Source organism: Chitinophaga polysaccharea (assembly GCF_902150045.1).
In the GTDB taxonomy this organism is placed as follows: Bacteria; Bacteroidota; Bacteroidia; order Chitinophagales; family Chitinophagaceae; genus Chitinophaga; species Chitinophaga polysaccharea_A.
In genome coordinates, this window is sequence record NZ_CABFVU010000004.1 from 362902 (window position 1) to 382294 (window position 19393).

Genomic DNA, 19393 nt, shown 5'->3' on the forward strand with positions numbered 1-19393 from the left:
AAATTAATAGATTGATTAAGAGATGTTTTCTCTTTTTTTTGAAAGTTAAACATTGATAAACTTAAATAAATCAATAGGATGGGACAGTTACAAAACAAAACAGCTGTTATCACGGGCGGTAACAGCGGTATAGGATACGCAACAGCAGCAGATTTTTTGGCAAAAGGAGCAAAGGTATTAATTACAGGGCGCAAGCCGGAGGCCGTACAGCAGGCCGCGGCAGCGCTGGGAAAGGCAGACAGCTTTATTGCAGATCAGGGCAGGACAGAGGATTCACAGAAACTGGCAGAGTACGTACGTGACCGTTATGGTAAAATAGACATCCTGTTTGTGAATGCAGGGGTGGCGGCACTGGAACCATTTGCCAGCGTAACGGAAGCTTCATTTGACACGGTAATGGACATTAACCTGAAGGGCGCCTTCTTCACTGTGCAGCACCTGCTGCCGCTGATCAACGACGGTGGTACCATCATTTTACTATCGTCTGTAAATGCATACGCAGGTATGCCCGGTGCATCGGTATACAGCGCCAGCAAAGCCGGTCTTAATTCGTTGGGACGAACCTTATCAAGGGAGCTGGCATCCAGGAAGATCCGGGTGAATGTTGTGAACCCGGGACCGGTAGCTACACCTATTCTTGAAAAGGCAGGTATTCCAAAAGAAGCGATCAATGAAGAACAACTGGCTAAAGCATTACCAATAGGCAGGATAGGACAGCCGGAAGAAATAGCCAAACTGGTTTCCTTCCTGGCATCAGACGACGCATCTTTTATTACAGGTGCAGAATACAATATCGACGGAGGGATCATTACTCATCCATTAATCGGTTAACCTTTTTTCAAACAAACATCATTCATGTCATCTCTGAAAGATAAAATAATTGTTATCACTGGTGGTAACAGCGGAATAGGATATACAACAGCAAAGGCATTTCTGGCAAAGGGAGCAAAGGTTTTGATAACAGGTCGTCAGCCTGGTGCGGTACAAAAGGCCGTACACGCACTGGGCCACCCTGCCGAAGGTTTTAAAGCAGATCAGTCGGACATGAATGATATACGGCGCCTGTATGAATACCTGCAGGGTCGCTTCGGGAAAATAGATTCCTTATTTGTAAATGCTGGTGTGGCGAAATTAGCACCGTTTGAAACGGTAACAGAGGCACAATACGATGAATTAATGAACATTAACTTCAAAGGTGCTTATTTCACCATACAGCAATTACTTCCCCTCATTAACGATGGTGGTTCTATCACACTGCTGTCTGCATTGAACGCATACACAGGAACACCCAATGCTACCGTATTATCGGCCAGCAAAGCAGCGCTGAACTCATTGGGCAGAACACTATCGAGGGAACTGGCGTACAAACGGATACGGGTGAACATAGTGAATCCGGGTATTATCAGTACGCCGCTGCTGGAAAAAGCGGGGCTGCCGGATGAGACAAGGGAACATCTCAGCAACATCACGCCCTTGGGCAGGTTAGGGCAACCGGAAGATATTGCCAGCCTCGTCACCTTCCTGGCATCAGCGGATGCCTCATTTATTACAGGTGCAGAATATAATGTAGACGGCGGCCTTATGGTGCACCCGTTGATCGCTTAATAAATGATCCTGGCATTGCAGTGTGCAGCATTGTGTAAATGCTGCACCGGCAGCAAGGACGCGGAGGTTGTCTGACTCAGGATTTACAGTTAACGGTTGTTTAGGATGTTTGCAAACCCCATGGGTTGTTCTGCCGGGTACCGCTTGCTATACGGGTACCTGGCGGCAACTTAAAAGATATAAGAAGATATAAGTTGTAGGTTTAACAGCGGCCGGAATAGTCTTATTCCGGTCTTCGCTTTTTAGCTCATCTTCCTGATCAGTTTTCCCAGTGTTTTCAATCCTTCATCTACCTGCTTGCTCCATACAGGGCCAAAGCTGATGCGTAAACAGTTGTTGTATTTATTTTGTAAGGAGAAGATCCGGCCCGGGCAGAAGCTGATCTTATGCTTCAGCGCCTGCTGGAACAGTTCAAAGGTGTTAATGGATTCATCCAGTTCTACCCAGAGCACACAGCCTCCCTGTGGCCGCGATATCCGTGTGTTTTCGGGGAAATACTCACTGATGGCCTGCGAATACCGTAAACACTGTGTGTGCAGCACCTTCCGCAAATTGCGCAGGTGGAACTCATAGCGGCCTATCTCCAGGAAATGTCCTACTGCCGCCTGTGGCAGCGAAGCGCAGGCAATAGAGTGGTTTTGTTTCATCAGCAGTACCTTTTCCTTGTATTTGCCAGGCAGGGTCCAGCCAACGCGGTAGCCCGGCGCCAGCGATTTTGAAAAAGAATTGCACAACAGCACATGACCGTATTTATCAAACGTTTTGCAATTGGCAGGGCGTTGTTTGCTGAAATAAAGGTCACCGTAAATATCATCTTCTATCAGCGCAATATCATACTTCACCATCATATCCACCAGTGCCTTTTTATTTTTATCCGGCATACAGGAACCCAGGGGGTTGTTGTAATTGGTTACAAACAAACATGCCTTGATCTTATGACGGGGAATGGCTTTGTCGAGATAATCAAGATCAACGCCGGAAACCGGGTGGGTAGGCACTTCCAGCACTTTTAGCCCCAGGCTTTCGGCCAGCTGCATGGAGCCGTAATATGCAGGGCTTTCAATGGCAATCGTATCGCCGGGGCAGGTGATGGCCGACAGGCACAGTGTGAGCGCATCCATACAACCACTGGTAGTGATCACATCGTCTTCCGTGTAAGCGCCGCCCCATGCGAGCGACATGCGCGCTATCTGCCCCCTCAGCAGCCGGTTGCCCTGTAATTCTTCATACCCGATACCGTTGTTGGGCAATTCCCGCAGGGCATGTACCACTGCCTTCGCCAATTTAGCTGCAGGCATCAGTCCGGGCGGAGGCGTAGCCACAGAGAAGTTCAGGATATTCGGGTTTCTCATATGACTGAACACTTCCATCACCATATCGCTCACCGTTGCTTCGCTGGCTTTCTTTACCGGCGCACAGGTACCGGGCATCGCAGGCATGCGCCTGGAATTAAAGCGGATATAATAACCGGACTTAGGCCTGGATTCAATCAGCCCTTTGGCTTCCAGGTGATAATATGCCTGGAACGCCGTGGTTAAACTGATCCCCTGCTGCTTGCTCAGCATACGCACAGACGGGAGTTTCTCCCCGATTTTCATCACATCTTTTTCTATCAGCTGTTCAATATTATCAGCTACCTGCAGGTACAGGTGATCGGCAGTTTTTATCATGGCAATATGGATCTGATCTGGTCAAAAGTACGAAAATTAGATCTGTTTGTGCGCCTCCGCTCTCATCGCCCCCGGCGATGCAATTGCCCGCCTATCAGTCTGCCCAGTGTTTGGATCGCCCAATCCTGGTCCTCGTTCCAGGGATTGGCGTTAGTGAGGCGGATGCAGTGGTGGTAACGGTCCTGGCCGGAGAATAAGGCGCCCGGCGTAAAAGTGATGCCCTGCTCCACGGCTTCTTCATGCAGTTGCCAGGTGTTTATCTTTTCAGGAAGCACCACCCACAGGCTGATACCTCCGTTAGGCCGCGTCAGTTGCGTATCGTCCGGGAAGTATTCCTGTATGGCTTTCGTGATCTGCATGGTTTGCATGCTCAGCGACTGCCGCAATGATTTCAGGTGAAGGTCCAGCCGCTGCTGATCGAGGAATTTGCTCAGCACCAGTTGCGGCAGCATCCCCGTACTGCCGGAGGTAATGAATTTCAGCTGCGCTATCTTTTCATGGTAACGGCCGCCGATCACCCAGCCGGTGCGCAGTCCTGCAGCAATGGACTTGGAAAAGGAAGAGCAGTAAAGTACCAGTCCTTCTTCATCGTACGACTTCACCGTTCTTGGCCGCTCGGGTGCAAAATGCAGATCGCCGTATACATCGTCCTCAATCAGCGGTACCTGGTATTTCTTGAGCAGCTTTGCCAGCTGCTCCTTGCTGTGATCAGGAATACAACAGCCCATGGGATTGTTGTAGTTGCTAACAAAAAGACAAGCCTGCACTTTTTTTTGCTTAAAGGCATCTTCCAGTTTTTCCAGGCTTACGCCAGTTACAGGATCGGTAGGGATTTCCATGGCTTTCATGCCCAGGCTTTCAATGGCCATCAGCAACCCGAAAAAGGTGGGCGACTCAATAGCTATAGTGTCGCCGGCTTTGGCCACAGCGCGCAGGCAAAGACTGGCAGCTTCTATGGCCCCATAGGTAACAATAATATCCTGCGGCGATACGGCACGGCCCCAGTTGAGGCAATGCCTCGCAATATGTTTCCGGAAAGGCTCATGACCATATATATCACCGTAAGGGATAAACGAAGTATCCAGCTCACGGGCAGCCAGCTGCAGTGCCTTCTTCAGTTTTACCGCGGGGAGCAGCGCAGTATCCGGCGATGCACCTATCAGTGAAATGGTTTTATGCGACCCGCTGGTTTTGCGGAACATCGCCAGCTTTTCATTGATCTGTACCTTGAATGCGGCAGGGGAAGGATTGGTGACCGGCGGTAGCTCAGGGCGCAGCTTCTTTGAATAATGCACAAAGTATCCCGATTTTTCCCGCGGTACTACCCAGCCCTTCTTTTCCAGGTGTGTATACACCTGCAGGGCAGTACTGATGCTGATGCCATGTTCCTGGTGCAGCGACCTTACCGAAGGAAGCTTATCGCCCACGTTATATACTCCCTCGCTGATCATATGCTGGATCTTTTCGGCCAGCTGCAGATATATAAACCCGTTAGTCTTTTTCATCTTCCCAAAGTTAATCTGTTATGGTTCAATATCGATAATTCTGTATCTGTTTTGGTGCCGTTTTTTGCTGTTATTTTGTAGCCTCTAAACCCACAACCATGACTGTTGTTAAACAAATTGCACAAACGCTGGTACAACTTTGCAGGGCATGGAAGTTCCCCGAGGCGCAAGCGACCCTGTTTCATAAAGATGCAGTGAACCAGGAACCTGATGGCCGTACCACTACCGGATTAGCAGCCATCATGACCAAAGAAGAGGCGTTTCTCAACAGCCTCACCGAAAGGCATCTGCTGGAGATCTCGGAACCGGTGGTGGCCGACGATTATTTCGCGGTACAACTGCTGATGGATGTTACGATCAGCGGCATTGGGCGCCGTACAAGAAATGAGCTCTGCGTTTATAAAGTGCGCGATGGCAAAATTATTCATGAGCAGTTCTTCTATTAAACCATCATCTAAAAAGAACATTGCCACAGGGATAATATTTTCCAGGCAGCCATGGGAGCGGTTTTATGGCTACCCTGGTTTTAGCGGGCAACGGGGAGGAACTTGCTTTTTATCCACCCGGTAAAATCAAAATATTTCCGGAGCTGCATTTCAAATTTATCTTTTTCAATAGCCATCAATACAGGTGATATTTTCTCCCACAATAATTCATTCTTTTTTGGAGCATTCATCTTCGGGCAGGCCTTTATTGTTTTAAAGATCATATTTTCCACTTTCAGCCGTACCCCGCTATACTGGAACGCGCGTTTGAACGACCTGATCTCGTAATCAAGATACTCCATGTTATTGGCCTCATAATGAATGAGGATGCTCAGCAGCCGCGATACCCTGTAAATGACCGACTGGTAACTGGCCTTACCTATCAGCACAATTTCATTGATATACTTTTGCGCCTTCTTAAAATCGCCATTCCTGAAATACGCCAGCCCGAAGCAGAAGAATAGCTCGCATTGCCTTTCTTCATCTACCAGGCCATACGCTTTTAGTAACGCAGGATCACTGTTTTCAATATAGGTTACTGCAGCGCTTAACTGCCGCGTACCCATTAACAGCACCAGCTGGTAGATCATCGCCGATTTGCGGACCATATACCTGAAGTACTCAGGATAGTTTTTATCATTCAGCTGCTCCAGTTTCTGTACATAAAAAGACATTTCCTCATAACGGCCGGTTGTACGCAGGCTGTCGAGAATGCCATCCAGCGCGGAGTGATAGTCCAGCGGCGGATGATGCCACAATACCTTATTCTTTTCAAACAACCCGTTCAGCTGGTAAAAAGTTTTTAAGGCAGATTTATAATCACCAATGTTGGTAAAGAAAGACGATTGGAAGAGGAGGTGCAGCTTTCTTGATTCCAGGCTGTTCTTCGTTTTGGCGTTAACGATACTCATTTCACTTAACAGCAGATCGTTCAGCTGTTTCTTTTCTTCCTCCGATATCGCTTTCCCCGTATGCAGCAGCCGGTATTTAAGCAATTCATATAAGGAGTGATGTTCGTGCGTATTGCGGATATCCTTGATAGCATTCCTGGCTTTCATTTGTATTTCCACCAGTTTGTTTTCTGTCATCCCCGGGAAGTTGAATTCTGCCAGGTAATTAAGCTCATACCGGTAAAAGAAATATTCTATAAACTGTTCCTGGGAAACGATAGCCAGCTGTTGCAGCTTCTTTAATTCCCTGTATCCTTCTTCCGGCAAATTGCGCTCCTTCAGGATATTCACCCGCAGCATACCATGCAGCAACCGGAACTGGTCGTCTTCTTTTACACGCGATTGTATCAGGCAATCGGTCAGCAATTGCAGTAAATACCTGGCAGTGTTATCAACGGAAACGCCTGTATGAAAATGATTGAATTTTTCATCCAGCAGTTCTTTGGTGATCATCTCATGCTGATCTATCAGGTCAAACAGGGTAAGGTATTCTTTATCGCCGTCATGTTTACGTGTGTAAAGTTTGAAACGGCGTTTTTCAGATTTTGATAAAGACTTCACTAAACGTATTACTGCTGCCTGCGACATAACGGGATATTTTGAAATTAATGGAATAGCTGTAATCTGCGTACAGTAAAATGGTTGATTATCATTTATTTAAGCGAATCGCTGCTTGTTCACATGATCTGGTAGAATTCTGGAAAATAATAAAAAAAGGTCAAAATAGAAATCCTTAACCGGATATTTTTACTTCAACAAACAGAAAAATTTCACGTATGGATATAAAAAAAATCGTTGTTGTTGGCAGCACAAATATGGACATGGTGGTAAAAACAAGTCATATACCCGTGCCTGGTGAAACGGTGCTGGGAGGCTCGTTTTTAATGAACCCGGGCGGTAAGGGGGCTAACCAGGCGGTAACCGTAGCGCGTTTGGGAGGGGATGTACTTTTTATTTCCAAGGTAGGCAACGATGTATTCGGTAAACAATCTTCCCAGTTATTTGAAGAAGAAGGCATCAATACTTTTCATGTACTGTCAGACGATGAATTGCCTTCGGGCGTAGCGCTCATCACGGTGGATGAATCCGGGGAAAACAGTATTGTAGTGGCTTCCGGTGCCAATGGCAATCTATACCCGGATGATCTGAAAGACGCATTAACGGAAATCGCAGGCGCCGGTTTTCTGCTTATGCAGCTGGAGATCCCTATGGAAACCGTTCATTTTGTGGCTGGTTATGCGGCGTCCAAAGGAGTGCGGGTGATCCTGAACCCTGCACCGGCCAATACACTCAGCCCCGGGCTGCTGGCAAATACAGACATCATTACACCCAATAAGAAAGAAGCGGAAATGATTTCCGGTATTAAAGTCACCAATATTGAAAGCGCAAAGAAGGCCGCCAAAGCTATTTATAACATGGGTGTAAAAAATGTGGTGGTTACTATGGGCGCCATGGGCGCAGTTATTTGCCAGGAAGGTAAAACACTGGTGATCCCTGCGCAGCAGGTAGAAGCAGTAGACACCACCGCAGCAGGAGATGTGTTTAACGGCGCGCTGGCAGTGGCTTTATCAGAAGGAAAAGTGTTTTCCGATGCTGTGGAGTTTGCCAACATCGCAGCGGCTATTTCTGTCACCAGGATGGGCGCTCAATCCTCTATTCCATACCGAAATGAATTTATTGCCAGTAGCATGAAAACAGAAGGCGTAAAGAAAAAATAAAGCTCCGATCAATTTCCACTCTTAAATCAACCAATTCTTCCGTTATGAAAATAAAACTACATTGGAGGTTTATCAGCCTCGCCATGAGCCTGCTTCTCGTTGGTCATCTGCAATTGTATGCACGGGGGAAATATACGCCCCCAACAGGCCAGGGAACCATTATACCAAACAGGGCAGATAAAGTTACCGGCCAGGTAACGGACAACCAGGGCAAACCTGTGCCCGGCGTTACAGTGGCGGTGAAAGGTACTACTACCGGTACCACCACCGATGAAAAAGGAAATTTTACGATCCAGGTAAACGACCAGCAGGTACTGGTGTTTTCCTATATCGGTTTTCAAAACCAGGAAATTCAATACAAAGGCCAGCGTACCCTGTCGGTAGTGTTACTGGCTTCTTCCACGCAGTTAAATGAGATTGTAACGGTGGGTTACCAAACGCAGCGTAAGGTAGATCTGACAGGGGCTGTGTCGGTAGTAGCGATCGACAATCTGAAAAATGCCCCCACCAGTAATCCTATCCAGTCGCTCCAGGGCCAGGTGCCCGGGCTGTTCATCACTACCAGCGGAAACCCCAGCGGCGCTTCTACCGTGCGGATCCGCGGTGTGAGCACGCTCAATAATAACGACCCGTTATATATCATTGACGGGGTCCCCAGCAAATCAAGCGCATTCCAGATACTCACTGCGGAAGATATTGAATCCATCCAGGTGCTGAAAGACGCTTCATCCGCAGCTATTTACGGCGCCCGGTCATCGAACGGCGTGATCATCGTCACCACCCGGCAGGCGAACACCAATAAAACCATCTTCAACTTCAGCTCCCGTGTTACACATTCCGCGTTCGTAACCGCGCCAAAGCTGCTGAATGCTGAAGAACGGGCCAGGGTACAGTGGCAGGCCACTATCAACGATGGACTGGACCCCGATGATATTCCTTTTGTGAAGTACGACTGGTCCCGTAACCCCGATGGCACCGCTGTGTTGCACGGGCTCACTATTCCTGATGAACTGGCGCCCGGCGTGCCTTCTGCCAATACCAACTGGTTCGATGCCATCACCCGGAAAGGGCTGATCCAGGAATACAACCTCTCGCTTTCTTCAGGCAGTAAAAATGGTGGTGCGTTTATGTCTGTCGGTTACCTGAAAGATAAATACGTGGAACAGTTCAAGGATTTCCAGAAGCTGTCGCTCCGTGTCAACTCCCATCACCGTTTCCTCGATGGAAAGATCAAGATCGGTGAAAACCTCGCCATCTCCAACGGGATAGATAACGGCGACGGCAGTACGACGGCCTTCGCCGATGCCCTGCAGATCCAGCCTGTACTGCCGGTGAAGCTGCCCAACGGTGAATACTCAGGCCCTGTAACAGGCAGCTTTGTAGATCATCCCAATCCGCTGATGACACTGGACCTGAATAAATGGGACCGCGTAAATTCCCTGAATATTTTTGGTAACATCTATGCAAATATATCTGTCCTGAAAAACCTCACGGTAAATGCTTCCCTTGGCGTAGAGCATTCCAATACGGAGATACGCGATATCCAGCGCAAATTCTCCACGGGTTTCATCAGCCGCACCGTGAACTCATTGAAAAATTCAAAATCGGAGGAATTCAACTGGAACCTCAACACCACTATCCAGTATAACCTGGAGACCGGAAAGCACCGCGCTACCTTTTTGGCGGGAAGTGAAGCAGTGAGAAATAAATATGCCATCAATTCTACCTATAAAGAAAACTTTGCGCTGGAAACACTGGATTACTTCGTGGAAAATGCCGGTAGCGGTAACCAGACAGTAGGCGGCAGCGCTAATGGTTTTTCACTGCTCTCTTACTTTGGTAAGGTCAATTATTCGTACAACAGCAAATACCTGCTATCCGCTACATTGCGCTATGACGGGTCATCGCGGTTCGGGAAAAATAACCGCTTCGGCACATTTCCCGCCATCAGTGCCGGGTGGAGAATTAATGAAGAGAATTTTATTAAAGACAATACCCGGATCATCTCCGACCTGAAACTAAGAGCAGGATGGGGCAGAACCGGTAACCAGGAAATTTCCAGTACCGCCAGGTATGAACTGTATGAAACCTACTATGGCCTGGGCGCTATGCCATTCACCTCTGATAACGGTACCGCATATGATATTGGTGGCGCAGACTCCGGTCCTTTATTATCCGGCTTCCGGCAGATACAAAAGGTAAACGACGACCTTCGCTGGGAATCTACCACCGAAAAAAATATAGGACTGGATGTGGGTTTGCTGGATCAGAAGTTAACCGCTTCTTTCGACTACTTTAACCGGGCTACCAACGATATCCTGATTTCCCCGGCCTACCTGGCCGTGCAGGGCGAAGGCGGTACCCGCTATGTAAACGGCGCTTCTGTTAAAACAAAGGGCTTTGAAATTGCCCTGGGCTATAAAGACCAGGTGGGCGCCTTCAACTATTCCGTGACAGGAAATGTGGGGCATTACAGCGACAGGATCACCGACCTTCCCGATAACGTAGTACATTCTTATCCGGGGAACGCTGAACAAACTATTCTGGGGCGTTCCATGAATTCTATTTTCGGCTATGTTGCGGACGGCATCTTCCAGAATAAAAAAGAAGTAGACAACAGCGCAGAACAACCCGGTAAAGGCATAGGCCGGATCAGGTATGCAGACCTGAATAACGATGGTGTGATCAACACGCTCGATCAGCGGTACCTGGGTGTTTCTTCCCCGCAATATTCATTCGGGTTAAACCTGCAGGGCGAATACAAAGGATTTACCCTGAGCATCTTTTTCCAGGGAGTAGCCGGCATTTCCGTATATGACGAACGTAAAAGATTTTCAGACTTCACCAATCTCTGGGCAGGCACCAATTACGGCAAACGTACACTGGACGCATGGACGCCACAGCATCCAAATTCCACTATCCCCGCCGTTACACTGGCGGATAATAACAATGAAGGAAGATTGTCATCCTATTTTATAGAAAACGGCGCTTATGTAAAGCTCCGCGAAGTAAGCCTGGGATACCTGATTAAGAACATCAAACACCTGAACCCTATCAGGGTGTATGTAACCGGTCAGAACCTCCTGTCTTTTAAGGATAATTCAGGCAGGGATGCTTATGTTTCTGCAGACCCTGAAGATTCCGGCTATGGATTTCCACGCCCGCGCAAGATCACCTTTGGTTTCAATTTATCATTCTGAATTTTAAAACAGCAGCGTTATGAAATACTATATAAAGTTTAGTTTACTGTTGATGTGCCTGGGATCTTTGCTCCCTGCATGCAGCCGGTTCCTGGATGTGCCGCCAAAAGGCGTAGTGGGCGCTGATGACCTGAATACGCCTGAAAGCGTGGAAAAACTGGTCATAGCCGCTTATGCCAGTTTGGGCAACGACCACTGGGAAGTGCCCTACACCAGTGCATGGGTATATGGAAGCGTAAGGTCAGACGATGCCTATAAAGGAGGGCTTGGAACGGCGGACCAGGGAGAGTTTACCCAGTATGAAGTATTTTCCACCATCCAGGAAAACCAGAGCCGTGGCAACCTGTTATGGACAAGATTATTCATGGGCGTGCAGCGCGCCAACCTGGCGCTGAAAGGGATCAACCAGTTAAGCGATGCCAGTTACCCCGAAAAGAAACAACGCAGGGCTGAAATGCGTTTTATCCGCGGGCACTTTTATTTCCTGCTGAAAAACCATTTCAAAAAAGTACCTTTTATTGATGAACTGATCTCACAGGACAGTATCAATACCGTTTCCAATGTGCAGTATACCAACGATGAGCAATGGAGTAAAATTGCTGACGACTTCCAGGCAGGAGTGAATGACCTGCCGCTGCAGCAGGAACAAATAGGCCGGCCCAACAGTTACACTGCAAAGGCATACCTTGCCAAAGTGCGTCTCTACCAGGCCTATGAACAGGACGAACAGAACAATGTTACCCATATCAATCCCCAACGCCTGAACGAAGTGGTGACGCTCACCAGTGATATTATCAACAGCAGCGGGTACACGCTTTCCGGCGATTACGCGGAGAATTACCTGTGGCAGTTTGAAAATGGGAAAGAATCCATTTTTGCGGTGCAACGGTCTTTGAACGACGGATCAGAAGTGGGCAGGATAGATATGTCTACCGCCCTGAATTACCCCATGTACCCGGCTTATGGCTGCTGCTCTTTTCACCGGCCCAGCCAGAACCTGGTAAATGCTTTTCAAACCGGCCTGGATGGACTGCCGAAATTTGAAACGTTCAACAATGTGGAAATGAAAAATGAGGCCGACTTCAAAAATAATTCTTTCGATCCGCGCCTGGATCATACCGTGGGATTACCCGGCCATCCTTTCAAATACCAGAACAATATCATATACCAAACCAGCTCCTGGACCAGGGGCCCTGAACTGTACGGGCCTTTCTCCGGGATGAAATCTGTGGTGCAGGCAGATTGCCCCTGTCTTACTACAGCCAAAGGATACGCTTATCCTGCCAGTTCCATGAACAACGACATCATTAAATTCGATGATGTGCTGCTCTGGAAGGCAGAGGCGTTGATAGAACTGGGCCGCCAGGATGAAGCCCTGGGTATCATTAACCAGGTGCGCCAGCGTGCAAAGAACAGTACAGCAAGGTTGATGGATGCGAACGGTCACCCCTACTCGAATTATCATGTGGAACTGTATAAGCCAGGACAAAACATTGCCTGGACCCAGGCTAACGCCCGCAGGGCTTTGCAGTGGGAACGCCGTTTGGAATTTGGTATGGAAGGCGCCCGCTTTTTTGACCTGGTGCGATGGGGCATTGCAGCAGAAGTACTGAATGACTATTTTGAGGTAGAAAGCAAACGCAGAACTTACCTGCAGATCGCTCATTTTACAAAGAACCGCGATGAATATTTACCGGTACCTACGCAACAGATTGATCTGAGCAACGGGCTCTATAAACAAAATAATGGCTGGTAACAGCAATTAAGTTCATTAAATATCAACCTATATGAAATTCCACAAAAAGCAGGCATTAGCAGCGGCGCTGTCATTTGCCATGATCGGTTTTTTAGCGTCCTGCGTTATGTCGGACAAGGCAAAGGAAACCGCCGGGGAAAAAGCAGCTATTATCTTTGATTCCGACATCGGCCCCGACTATGATGATGCAGGCGCTATTGCCCTGCTCCACGCCCTGGCCGATTCAGGGGAAGCAAAGATCCTGGCTACCATTGCCAGTAACAAGTATGAAGGTATTGCCGCCGTGTTGAATGTATTCAATACTTATTTCAAACGCCCCGATATTCCCATCGGCGTGCCTAAAGGCGCTGGCGTGGATATGCGCGACAGCCAGCACTGGACGGATTCCATCCTGGCCAGATATCCCCACGCCATTAAAAGCAACAGCGAAGCAGAAGATGCCGTTACCCTGTACCGCAAAGTGCTGGCCGGCCAGCCCGATCAAAGCGTAACCATTGTTACTGTTGGTTTTCTTACCAACCTGGCCAACCTGCTGAATTCAAAAGGCGATGATATTTCCCCGCTCAGCGGTAAGGAACTGGTTACACAGAAAGTAAAGCTGCTGGTGAGCATGGCCGGCAAATTCCCGGAGGGAAGGGAGTTTAATGTATACTGCGACTCCACCGCTTCCATTGCAGCCTTTGAAAACTGGCCCACAAAAGTGATCTACTCCGGCTTTGAAATAGGATGGAATATTAAAACCGGTCTCCCCCTGTCGAAGAACGAAAGCATTCAGAACAGCCCTGTAAAAGATGTGTTCAGGATCTGTATCCCCCAATCGCCGGACGATGCGCAGGGCAGGATGAGCTGGGACGAAACCGCTGTATTGGTGGCTGTTCGCGGCTACGAGCCTTACTACACCTTACAGAGCGGCAAAATAAAAGTAGCGCCCAATGGCAGTAATACATGGGATAGCAGCGGCAGCGGACAGGATTACCTGGTGGAAAAAATGCCGCCGCAACAGGTGCAGTCGGTGATTGAACAGCTGATGGCGCATCAGCCTAAGCAATAGAACAGGTACGCATCATTTCAAACAATAAGAATTACTACGCATGTTTATTGTACAAGATTATGGAACGGCCGTCTGGTTATGCGTGATCACTATGTTGTGCTGGGGTTCCTGGGCCAACACGCAGAAGCTGGCCGGCAAAACCTGGCGCTTTGAATTATTCTACTGGGATTATGTGATAGGTATCTTACTGTTTTCGTTGCTGTCGGCTTTTACTATAGGCAGTAATGGCAACGAAGGCCGCAGCTTCCTGGAAGACTTATCGCAGGCCGCCGGTGTCAACATTGCCAGTGCCTTGTTAGGCGGGGTTATTTTCAACGCCGCCAATATCCTGTTAACAGCAGCTATTGCCATTGCCGGCATGTCTGTAGCTTTTCCTGTTGGTATAGGGCTGGCCCTGGTATTAGGTGTGGTGATCAATTACCTGGGTGCCGCAAAAGGAAATCCGGTATGGCTTTTTGCGGGTGTGGCGCTGGTAACGGTGGCAATTGTACTTAATGCGGTGGCCTATCGCAGGGCCTCGGGAGAGAACCGGAAAGTGTCGTCAACAGGGATTATACTATCCATAGTTGCCGGCGTGCTGATGTCGTTCTTTTACCGGTTCATCGCCGCTTCTATGGACCTGCAGGATTTTGTGCATCCCGCCGCAGGAAAAATGACGCCTTATACTGCCGTTGTCATTTTCTCCGCAGGAATTTTTATCAGCAACTTCCTGTTCAATACCGTTTTGATGAAACGTCCTTTTACCGGGGCGCCCACAGGGTATGCCGACTATTTTGCCGGGAAATTTTCCACGCATATGGTAGGGGTGCTGGGTGGCGTTATATGGGGTTTGGGTAATTCCCTCAGTTTGATCGCCGCAGGGAAAGCCGGCGCCGCTGTTTCCTATGGATTGGGGCAGGGCGCTACGCTTGTTGCCGCTTTGTGGGGCGTGTTTATCTGGAAAGAATTTAAAGCCGCGCCAAAGGGAACCGGCGGGCTTATAGCAGGGATGTTCCTGTTGTTTGCTGCCGGATTAGGACTGATCATTTACTCAGGAGGATAACAGGGTAATGGCTGCCTCCGGCGGATTTTATCTGACACAGGATGATAATGATTATAAGCAATTTATCCTGTGGTTGATATTATTGCCGGAGGCGCCTTCGGGAATATATATTATCTTCCCCGGAGGTAATTTTTACAGAGAGATGATTAAAAGAATAACGCCTGATAAATGGAAACATTTCTTCGTGGGTATCCTGATGGGAGCAGTGCTGCAGGTGGCCGGAGAACTGGTATTCCCGGGGCGCCTCCTGTCGGCAACCCTGATGACACTGGCTGTGGTAGTAGCTGTCAGCTATGGCTTTGAACTGTTGTCGCTGATCACCGGCAGAGGACACTACGACATTATGGATGCGGTGGCCAGTATTATTGGCGGCATAACCGGTATGTTACTGGGAGGCGGTATTTATCATTGGGTGTACCTGTCATAAAAAACAACGCATAATAAAATCATCCGTCAAATCCGCAAGAAAGCGTAAATCAATGATCCTCACTTTACGTATTTTCGCAACATGGCTTTGCAGAAAATAATGGTCCCCATTAATGATCCCGCACATTTTTCCTTTGAAGAATGCCTGCGTTTCCTGGGGAGGTCGGATAAAGAATGTTTGCATTACATACATGAAGGAAAAGTACGGAGGATGTTGTTGTCCGGAGGAGAACCTGTGGTGGTGGAAATTGCCCCCGGTTCAAAAAAGGACTTCCTCGAAGTAACCGTGCTGGCGCCTGCCGGCGTGGAAGTAGCAGAAGCGCCCATTGTAAGGTATATCACCCATTGGTGGCACCTGGATGCCGACCTGCAGCCTTTCTACCGTTACACGCAAACAGACCCGCTGCTGAAAGGGCTGGCCCAAAAATACAATGGCCTTCGCCTCATAGGAATGCCTGATCTTTTTGAGGCCATTACCTGGCCGGTAATAGGGCAGCAAATAAACCTGGCCTTTGCTTACACGCTGCGGCAACGGTTTATCACTCACTTTGGTTACCATGTGAACATACACAATACCGATTTTTATTTGTATCCTCATCCGCGGGTGATTGCCGCTTTAACACCGGACCAGCTTACGCCCATGCAGTTTTCCCGCAGTAAGGCGCTGTACCTGGTGGAAACCGCCAAACAAATGGCCAGTGGCGCGCTCAGCGAGGCAGGCCTGAATGCCATGAGCTATGAAGCTGCCCGCGAAAGCCTGGTAGCCATGAAGGGGATAGGCAACTGGTCGGCCAATTATGCGCTGATGAAGTTCCGCCGTTTTCCTCAATCTGTTTTACTGGAAGATGTTGGTTTGCAGAATGCAATAAAAAACAGGTTAAATTTGGAGGCCAAGCCTTCAATGCCGGCGTTACAGGAGTATACAAAGCCATGGAAGGAACATGCAGCATATGCCACATTTTATTTGTGGAGGTCATTATTACCCCAATAGATTATTTTATGGAAGACGGATTGTATCATTTACGTATAGACACCCCCGTTGGGCCGCTACTGATCAGCGGCACCACACAATTTATCAACGCTGTTTCCTTTACAGATGAACCCGTAGTGGATTTTCCCCAGGCGCCGGCGCTGTTGCTGGATTGTGCACAACAGTTGTATGAGTATTTCGCCGGCGACCGCAAAGTATTTGAACTGCCCATTTCCCAGGAAGGAACAGCATTCCAGCAAACGGTGTGGCAACAACTAACGGCCATTCCATTCGGCCATACCATTTCCTACCAGCAACTGGCGCGCCGTATCAACAACCCCAAAAGTATCCGCGCAGTAGGTACCACCAATGGTAAAAACAGGCTGGCTATCATTGTGCCCTGTCATCGCGTAATTGGCAGTGATGGCTCGCTCACGGGCTATGCCGGTGGCCTCTGGCGCAAGCGGTGGCTGCTGGAACACGAACGCACTGATTTGTTTACCGGTTTAATGTGATCTCATCTGATATGGTCTATATTTTAAAAACTGCATCTGTTTTCAGATAATAATTTATCTCAATTTTGTTCCTGAATTACAACCCAAAAATTCTATCAACAACGCGTAATCATGGAATTGAAATTGCAGGAAGACCTGAAACATACAGATCAGTTATTACAGTTAACCAAAGATTTCAGCAGCAGGTTTTTGTCAGCAATAGATAAACTGGCAGCCGATAAACAGGTGCAGGTTAGCAGCCGTGCATCCGTTCCCGTTACGGGGTTAGGCGGGGCCGCAACACTGGAAGCCTTCCGGCAGCAATACGGCAACAGCATTACTGCCGCCGCGGGGCCGCGTTACTGGGGATTTGTAACAGGCGGTGTTACGCCTGCCGCGTTGATGGGCGACTGGCTTGCTTCCACCATGGATCTTAATTCATCCGATAAAAGCTCGGCTGCATTTTATATAGAAACGGAAACCATTGCTTTACTGAAAGCGCTGTTCGGACTACCGGAAGCATTCCTGGGATGTTTTGTATCCGGCGCTACCATGTCCAACTTTACAGGGCTTGCCACCGGCAGGCAATGGGTGGGGCAGCAGCATGGAGTGGATATTGCAGCAGATGGCGCGGCCGCATTGCCGGGGCTGAAAGTAGTGTCGGCTGTACCACATTCCAGTATTAGTAAAGCGATGTCTATGTTGGGAATCGGGCGCAACAACCTGGTGCGGGTGCCGGTATTGCCAGGGCGTGAAAGCGTGGATGTTGCTGCTTTGAGGCAATACCTGAAAGCGCATAAAAGAGAACCTGTCATATACGTAGCCAATGCAGGCACAGTGAACACGGTTGATTTTGATGATATCGCCGCGCTGGTACAGCTGAAAAAGGAATATGGCTTCTGGTTGCATGTGGATGCCGCTTTCGGTGGTTTCGCCGCCTGCAGCGATCAGTGGAAACACCTGCTGAACGGATGGGGACAGGCCGATAGCATTACCATAGATGCACATAAGTGGCTGAATGTACCTTATGATGCCGCTATGATCTTTTGCAGGCACCCGGAGCTACAGTCGGCCGTATTCCAGAATGCAGGCGCAGCCTACTTAGGCGATCCTGCCACGCAATTCAATTTCATTAACTACATACCGGAAAATTCGCGCAGGCAGCGCGCTTTACCCGCCTGGTTCTCTTTAATGGCCTATGGGAAAGAAGGCTATCGCTGGCTGGTGGAAAACGATATTTCATTAGCCAGGCAACTGGGCAGCCTGCTGGAAACAGATCCGAATTTTGTGGTATTGTCGCCGGTACGGCTTTGCGTGGTATGTTTCACATTACAGGTGGCGCCGGAAGCTGAAGCGGAGGCCGTGCGGGAATTCCTGGAAGCGCTGAATAACAGCGGCGTGGTATGTATGACGGCTACCACCTATGCGGGGCATTCCGCCATACGCGCAGCATTGGTGAACTGGCGCACCGGCAGTAAAGATGTATTGATGGCCTATGACACCATGAAGGTACTGGCAGAGGAAATAGTGAATAAATATACTTATGCGTAAATCAAATACAAATGCTTACATCGCGCTTGCCATTGTAAGTATTTTCTGGGGAACCACTTACCTGGCATCCAGTGTGGGCGTAAGGCACATGCATGGGGTAATGCTGGCAGGCATAAGACAAGCAACAGCCGGATTCCTGATCACCGGCTTCTTTTTACTGAAGGGATATAAGTTACCGGGAAAAATAGTGTTGTCGAAATTGTTCGTGATCGGTACGTTGATGTTGTGTGGTGGAAATGGTTTGCTCACCTGGGCATTGCGATATATTCCCAGTGGGCTGGGCGCTATCATTGCGGCTACTATTCCCATCTGGATCACCATTACCAGTTATTTCCTGGTACAGCGCACCCGGCTTAGTTTACAGCTCATCATTGGGATGATCCTGGGTTTTGGCGGCGTAGCAGGGATCTTTTATAATTATTTGTCCAGTCTCATGAACCCCGATTTCCAGTTCGGGATCATCATTGGTTTTATCTCCTGTATATTCTGGGCACTGGGTTCTGTATTAACCGCGAAGTGGTCGCTCGGTGTGAATTACCTGTATGGAGCGGGGTTCCAGATGTTTTTCAGCGGTATTATCATGTTGCTGGTGGCTACCTTATTCCTGGGGCAGCATGTGGAAATACAAAGCTTCACTACGGAGTTATGGGAAAGTTTACTGTACCTGGTATTGGTAGGGTCGGTGTTTTCCTATTCTGCTTATGTGTTTGCATTGAATAACCTGCCGCCGGCACAGGTATCCATTTATGCGTATATCAATCCTGTGGTGGCTGTATTGCTTGGATGGCTGATCCTGCATGAAAGTCTCACCTGGTTAACAGGTATCTGTTCGCTGGTCACTATCGGCGGCGTGTACCTGGTGAACAGCGCTGTTAATAAAAGTAAAAAAAGTCTTGCAGCAACTGCAGAATTGTAATAGCTATAATTTTTTAAGGTAGAAGTTTATAGACAGATGCTCACCCCGGTGTTT

The 19393-nt window shown here is 48.6% G+C and carries 16 protein-coding genes; 13 read left to right on the forward strand and 3 right to left on the reverse strand.

Annotated elements, in window-relative coordinates:
* The first annotated feature begins 78 nt into the window (after positions 1-78).
* The gene (locus tag FN124_RS26200; protein WP_142687751.1) at positions 79-831 is read left to right on the forward strand and encodes a glucose 1-dehydrogenase; all 753 of its coding nucleotides are present in this window, start codon (positions 79-81) and stop codon (positions 829-831) included.
* A gap of 24 nt (positions 832-855) precedes the next feature.
* Positions 856-1605 carry an SDR family oxidoreductase gene (locus tag FN124_RS26205; protein ID WP_142687752.1) on the forward strand — a complete coding sequence of 250 codons (750 nt, stop codon included), beginning with the start codon at positions 856-858 and terminating at the stop codon, positions 1603-1605.
* A 242-nt stretch (positions 1606-1847) separates the two neighbouring features.
* Here FN124_RS26205 and FN124_RS26210 read toward each other — a convergent pair whose 3' ends face one another.
* Together FN124_RS26210 and FN124_RS26215 are read right to left on the reverse strand one after the other, a co-directional pair.
* Positions 1848-3275 carry an aminotransferase-like domain-containing protein gene (locus tag FN124_RS26210; protein WP_142687753.1) on the reverse strand — a complete coding sequence of 476 codons (1428 nt, stop codon included), beginning with the start codon at positions 3273-3275 and terminating at the stop codon, positions 1848-1850.
* A 62-nt stretch (positions 3276-3337) separates the two neighbouring features.
* Complete coding sequence (locus FN124_RS26215; protein WP_142687754.1) at positions 3338-4780, reverse strand: aminotransferase-like domain-containing protein; 1443 nt, start codon at positions 4778-4780, stop codon at positions 3338-3340.
* Between the two features lie 98 nt (positions 4781-4878).
* Here FN124_RS26215 and FN124_RS26220 point away from each other — a divergent pair, with 98 nt between their 5' ends.
* Positions 4879-5226, forward strand: a complete 348-nt coding sequence (locus FN124_RS26220) for a nuclear transport factor 2 family protein (RefSeq protein ID WP_142687755.1) — start codon at positions 4879-4881, stop codon at positions 5224-5226.
* 80 nt (positions 5227-5306) lie between these two features.
* Here the strand turns inward: FN124_RS26220 and FN124_RS26225 are convergent, their stop codons facing one another.
* Positions 5307-6803 carry a hypothetical protein gene (locus tag FN124_RS26225; RefSeq protein WP_142687756.1) on the reverse strand — a complete coding sequence of 499 codons (1497 nt, stop codon included), beginning with the start codon at positions 6801-6803 and terminating at the stop codon, positions 5307-5309.
* 188 nt (positions 6804-6991) lie between these two features.
* Here FN124_RS26225 and rbsK point away from each other — a divergent pair, with 188 nt between their 5' ends.
* The 10 genes from rbsK (at position 6992) to FN124_RS26275 (ending at position 19339) form a co-directional block, all read left to right on the forward strand.
* Positions 6992-7933, forward strand: coding sequence for a ribokinase (gene rbsK / locus FN124_RS26230; protein ID WP_142687757.1), 942 nt, complete (start codon positions 6992-6994; stop codon positions 7931-7933).
* A gap of 44 nt (positions 7934-7977) precedes the next feature.
* Positions 7978-11133, forward strand: a complete 3156-nt coding sequence (locus FN124_RS26235) for a SusC/RagA family TonB-linked outer membrane protein (protein ID WP_142687758.1) — start codon at positions 7978-7980, stop codon at positions 11131-11133.
* Between the two features lie 19 nt (positions 11134-11152).
* A complete protein-coding gene (locus FN124_RS26240) occupies positions 11153-12889 on the forward strand; it encodes a RagB/SusD family nutrient uptake outer membrane protein (RefSeq protein WP_142687759.1) in 1737 nt (578 codons plus the stop codon).
* 31 nt (positions 12890-12920) lie between these two features.
* Entirely contained in the window at positions 12921-13940 is a 1020-nt protein-coding gene (locus FN124_RS26245) for a nucleoside hydrolase (RefSeq protein ID WP_260607587.1), read from the forward strand.
* A gap of 40 nt (positions 13941-13980) precedes the next feature.
* A complete protein-coding gene (locus FN124_RS26250; RefSeq protein ID WP_142687760.1) occupies positions 13981-14982 on the forward strand; it encodes a GRP family sugar transporter in 1002 nt (333 codons plus the stop codon).
* A gap of 142 nt (positions 14983-15124) precedes the next feature.
* Positions 15125-15409, forward strand: a complete 285-nt coding sequence (locus FN124_RS26255) for a hypothetical protein (protein ID WP_142687761.1) — start codon at positions 15125-15127, stop codon at positions 15407-15409.
* 81 nt (positions 15410-15490) lie between these two features.
* Entirely contained in the window at positions 15491-16399 is a 909-nt protein-coding gene (locus FN124_RS26260) for a DNA-3-methyladenine glycosylase family protein (protein WP_142687762.1), read from the forward strand.
* Positions 16400-16407: 8 nt separating this feature from the next.
* Complete coding sequence (locus tag FN124_RS26265) at positions 16408-16893, forward strand: methylated-DNA--[protein]-cysteine S-methyltransferase (protein ID WP_142687763.1); 486 nt, start codon at positions 16408-16410, stop codon at positions 16891-16893.
* Between the two features lie 111 nt (positions 16894-17004).
* Positions 17005-18423 carry a pyridoxal phosphate-dependent decarboxylase family protein gene (locus FN124_RS26270; protein WP_142687764.1) on the forward strand — a complete coding sequence of 473 codons (1419 nt, stop codon included), beginning with the start codon at positions 17005-17007 and terminating at the stop codon, positions 18421-18423.
* A complete protein-coding gene (locus tag FN124_RS26275) occupies positions 18416-19339 on the forward strand; it encodes an EamA family transporter (RefSeq protein ID WP_142687765.1) in 924 nt (307 codons plus the stop codon). The genes FN124_RS26270 and FN124_RS26275 overlap by 8 nt, the downstream gene beginning before the upstream one ends.
* Positions 19340-19393: the final 54 nt, after the last annotated feature.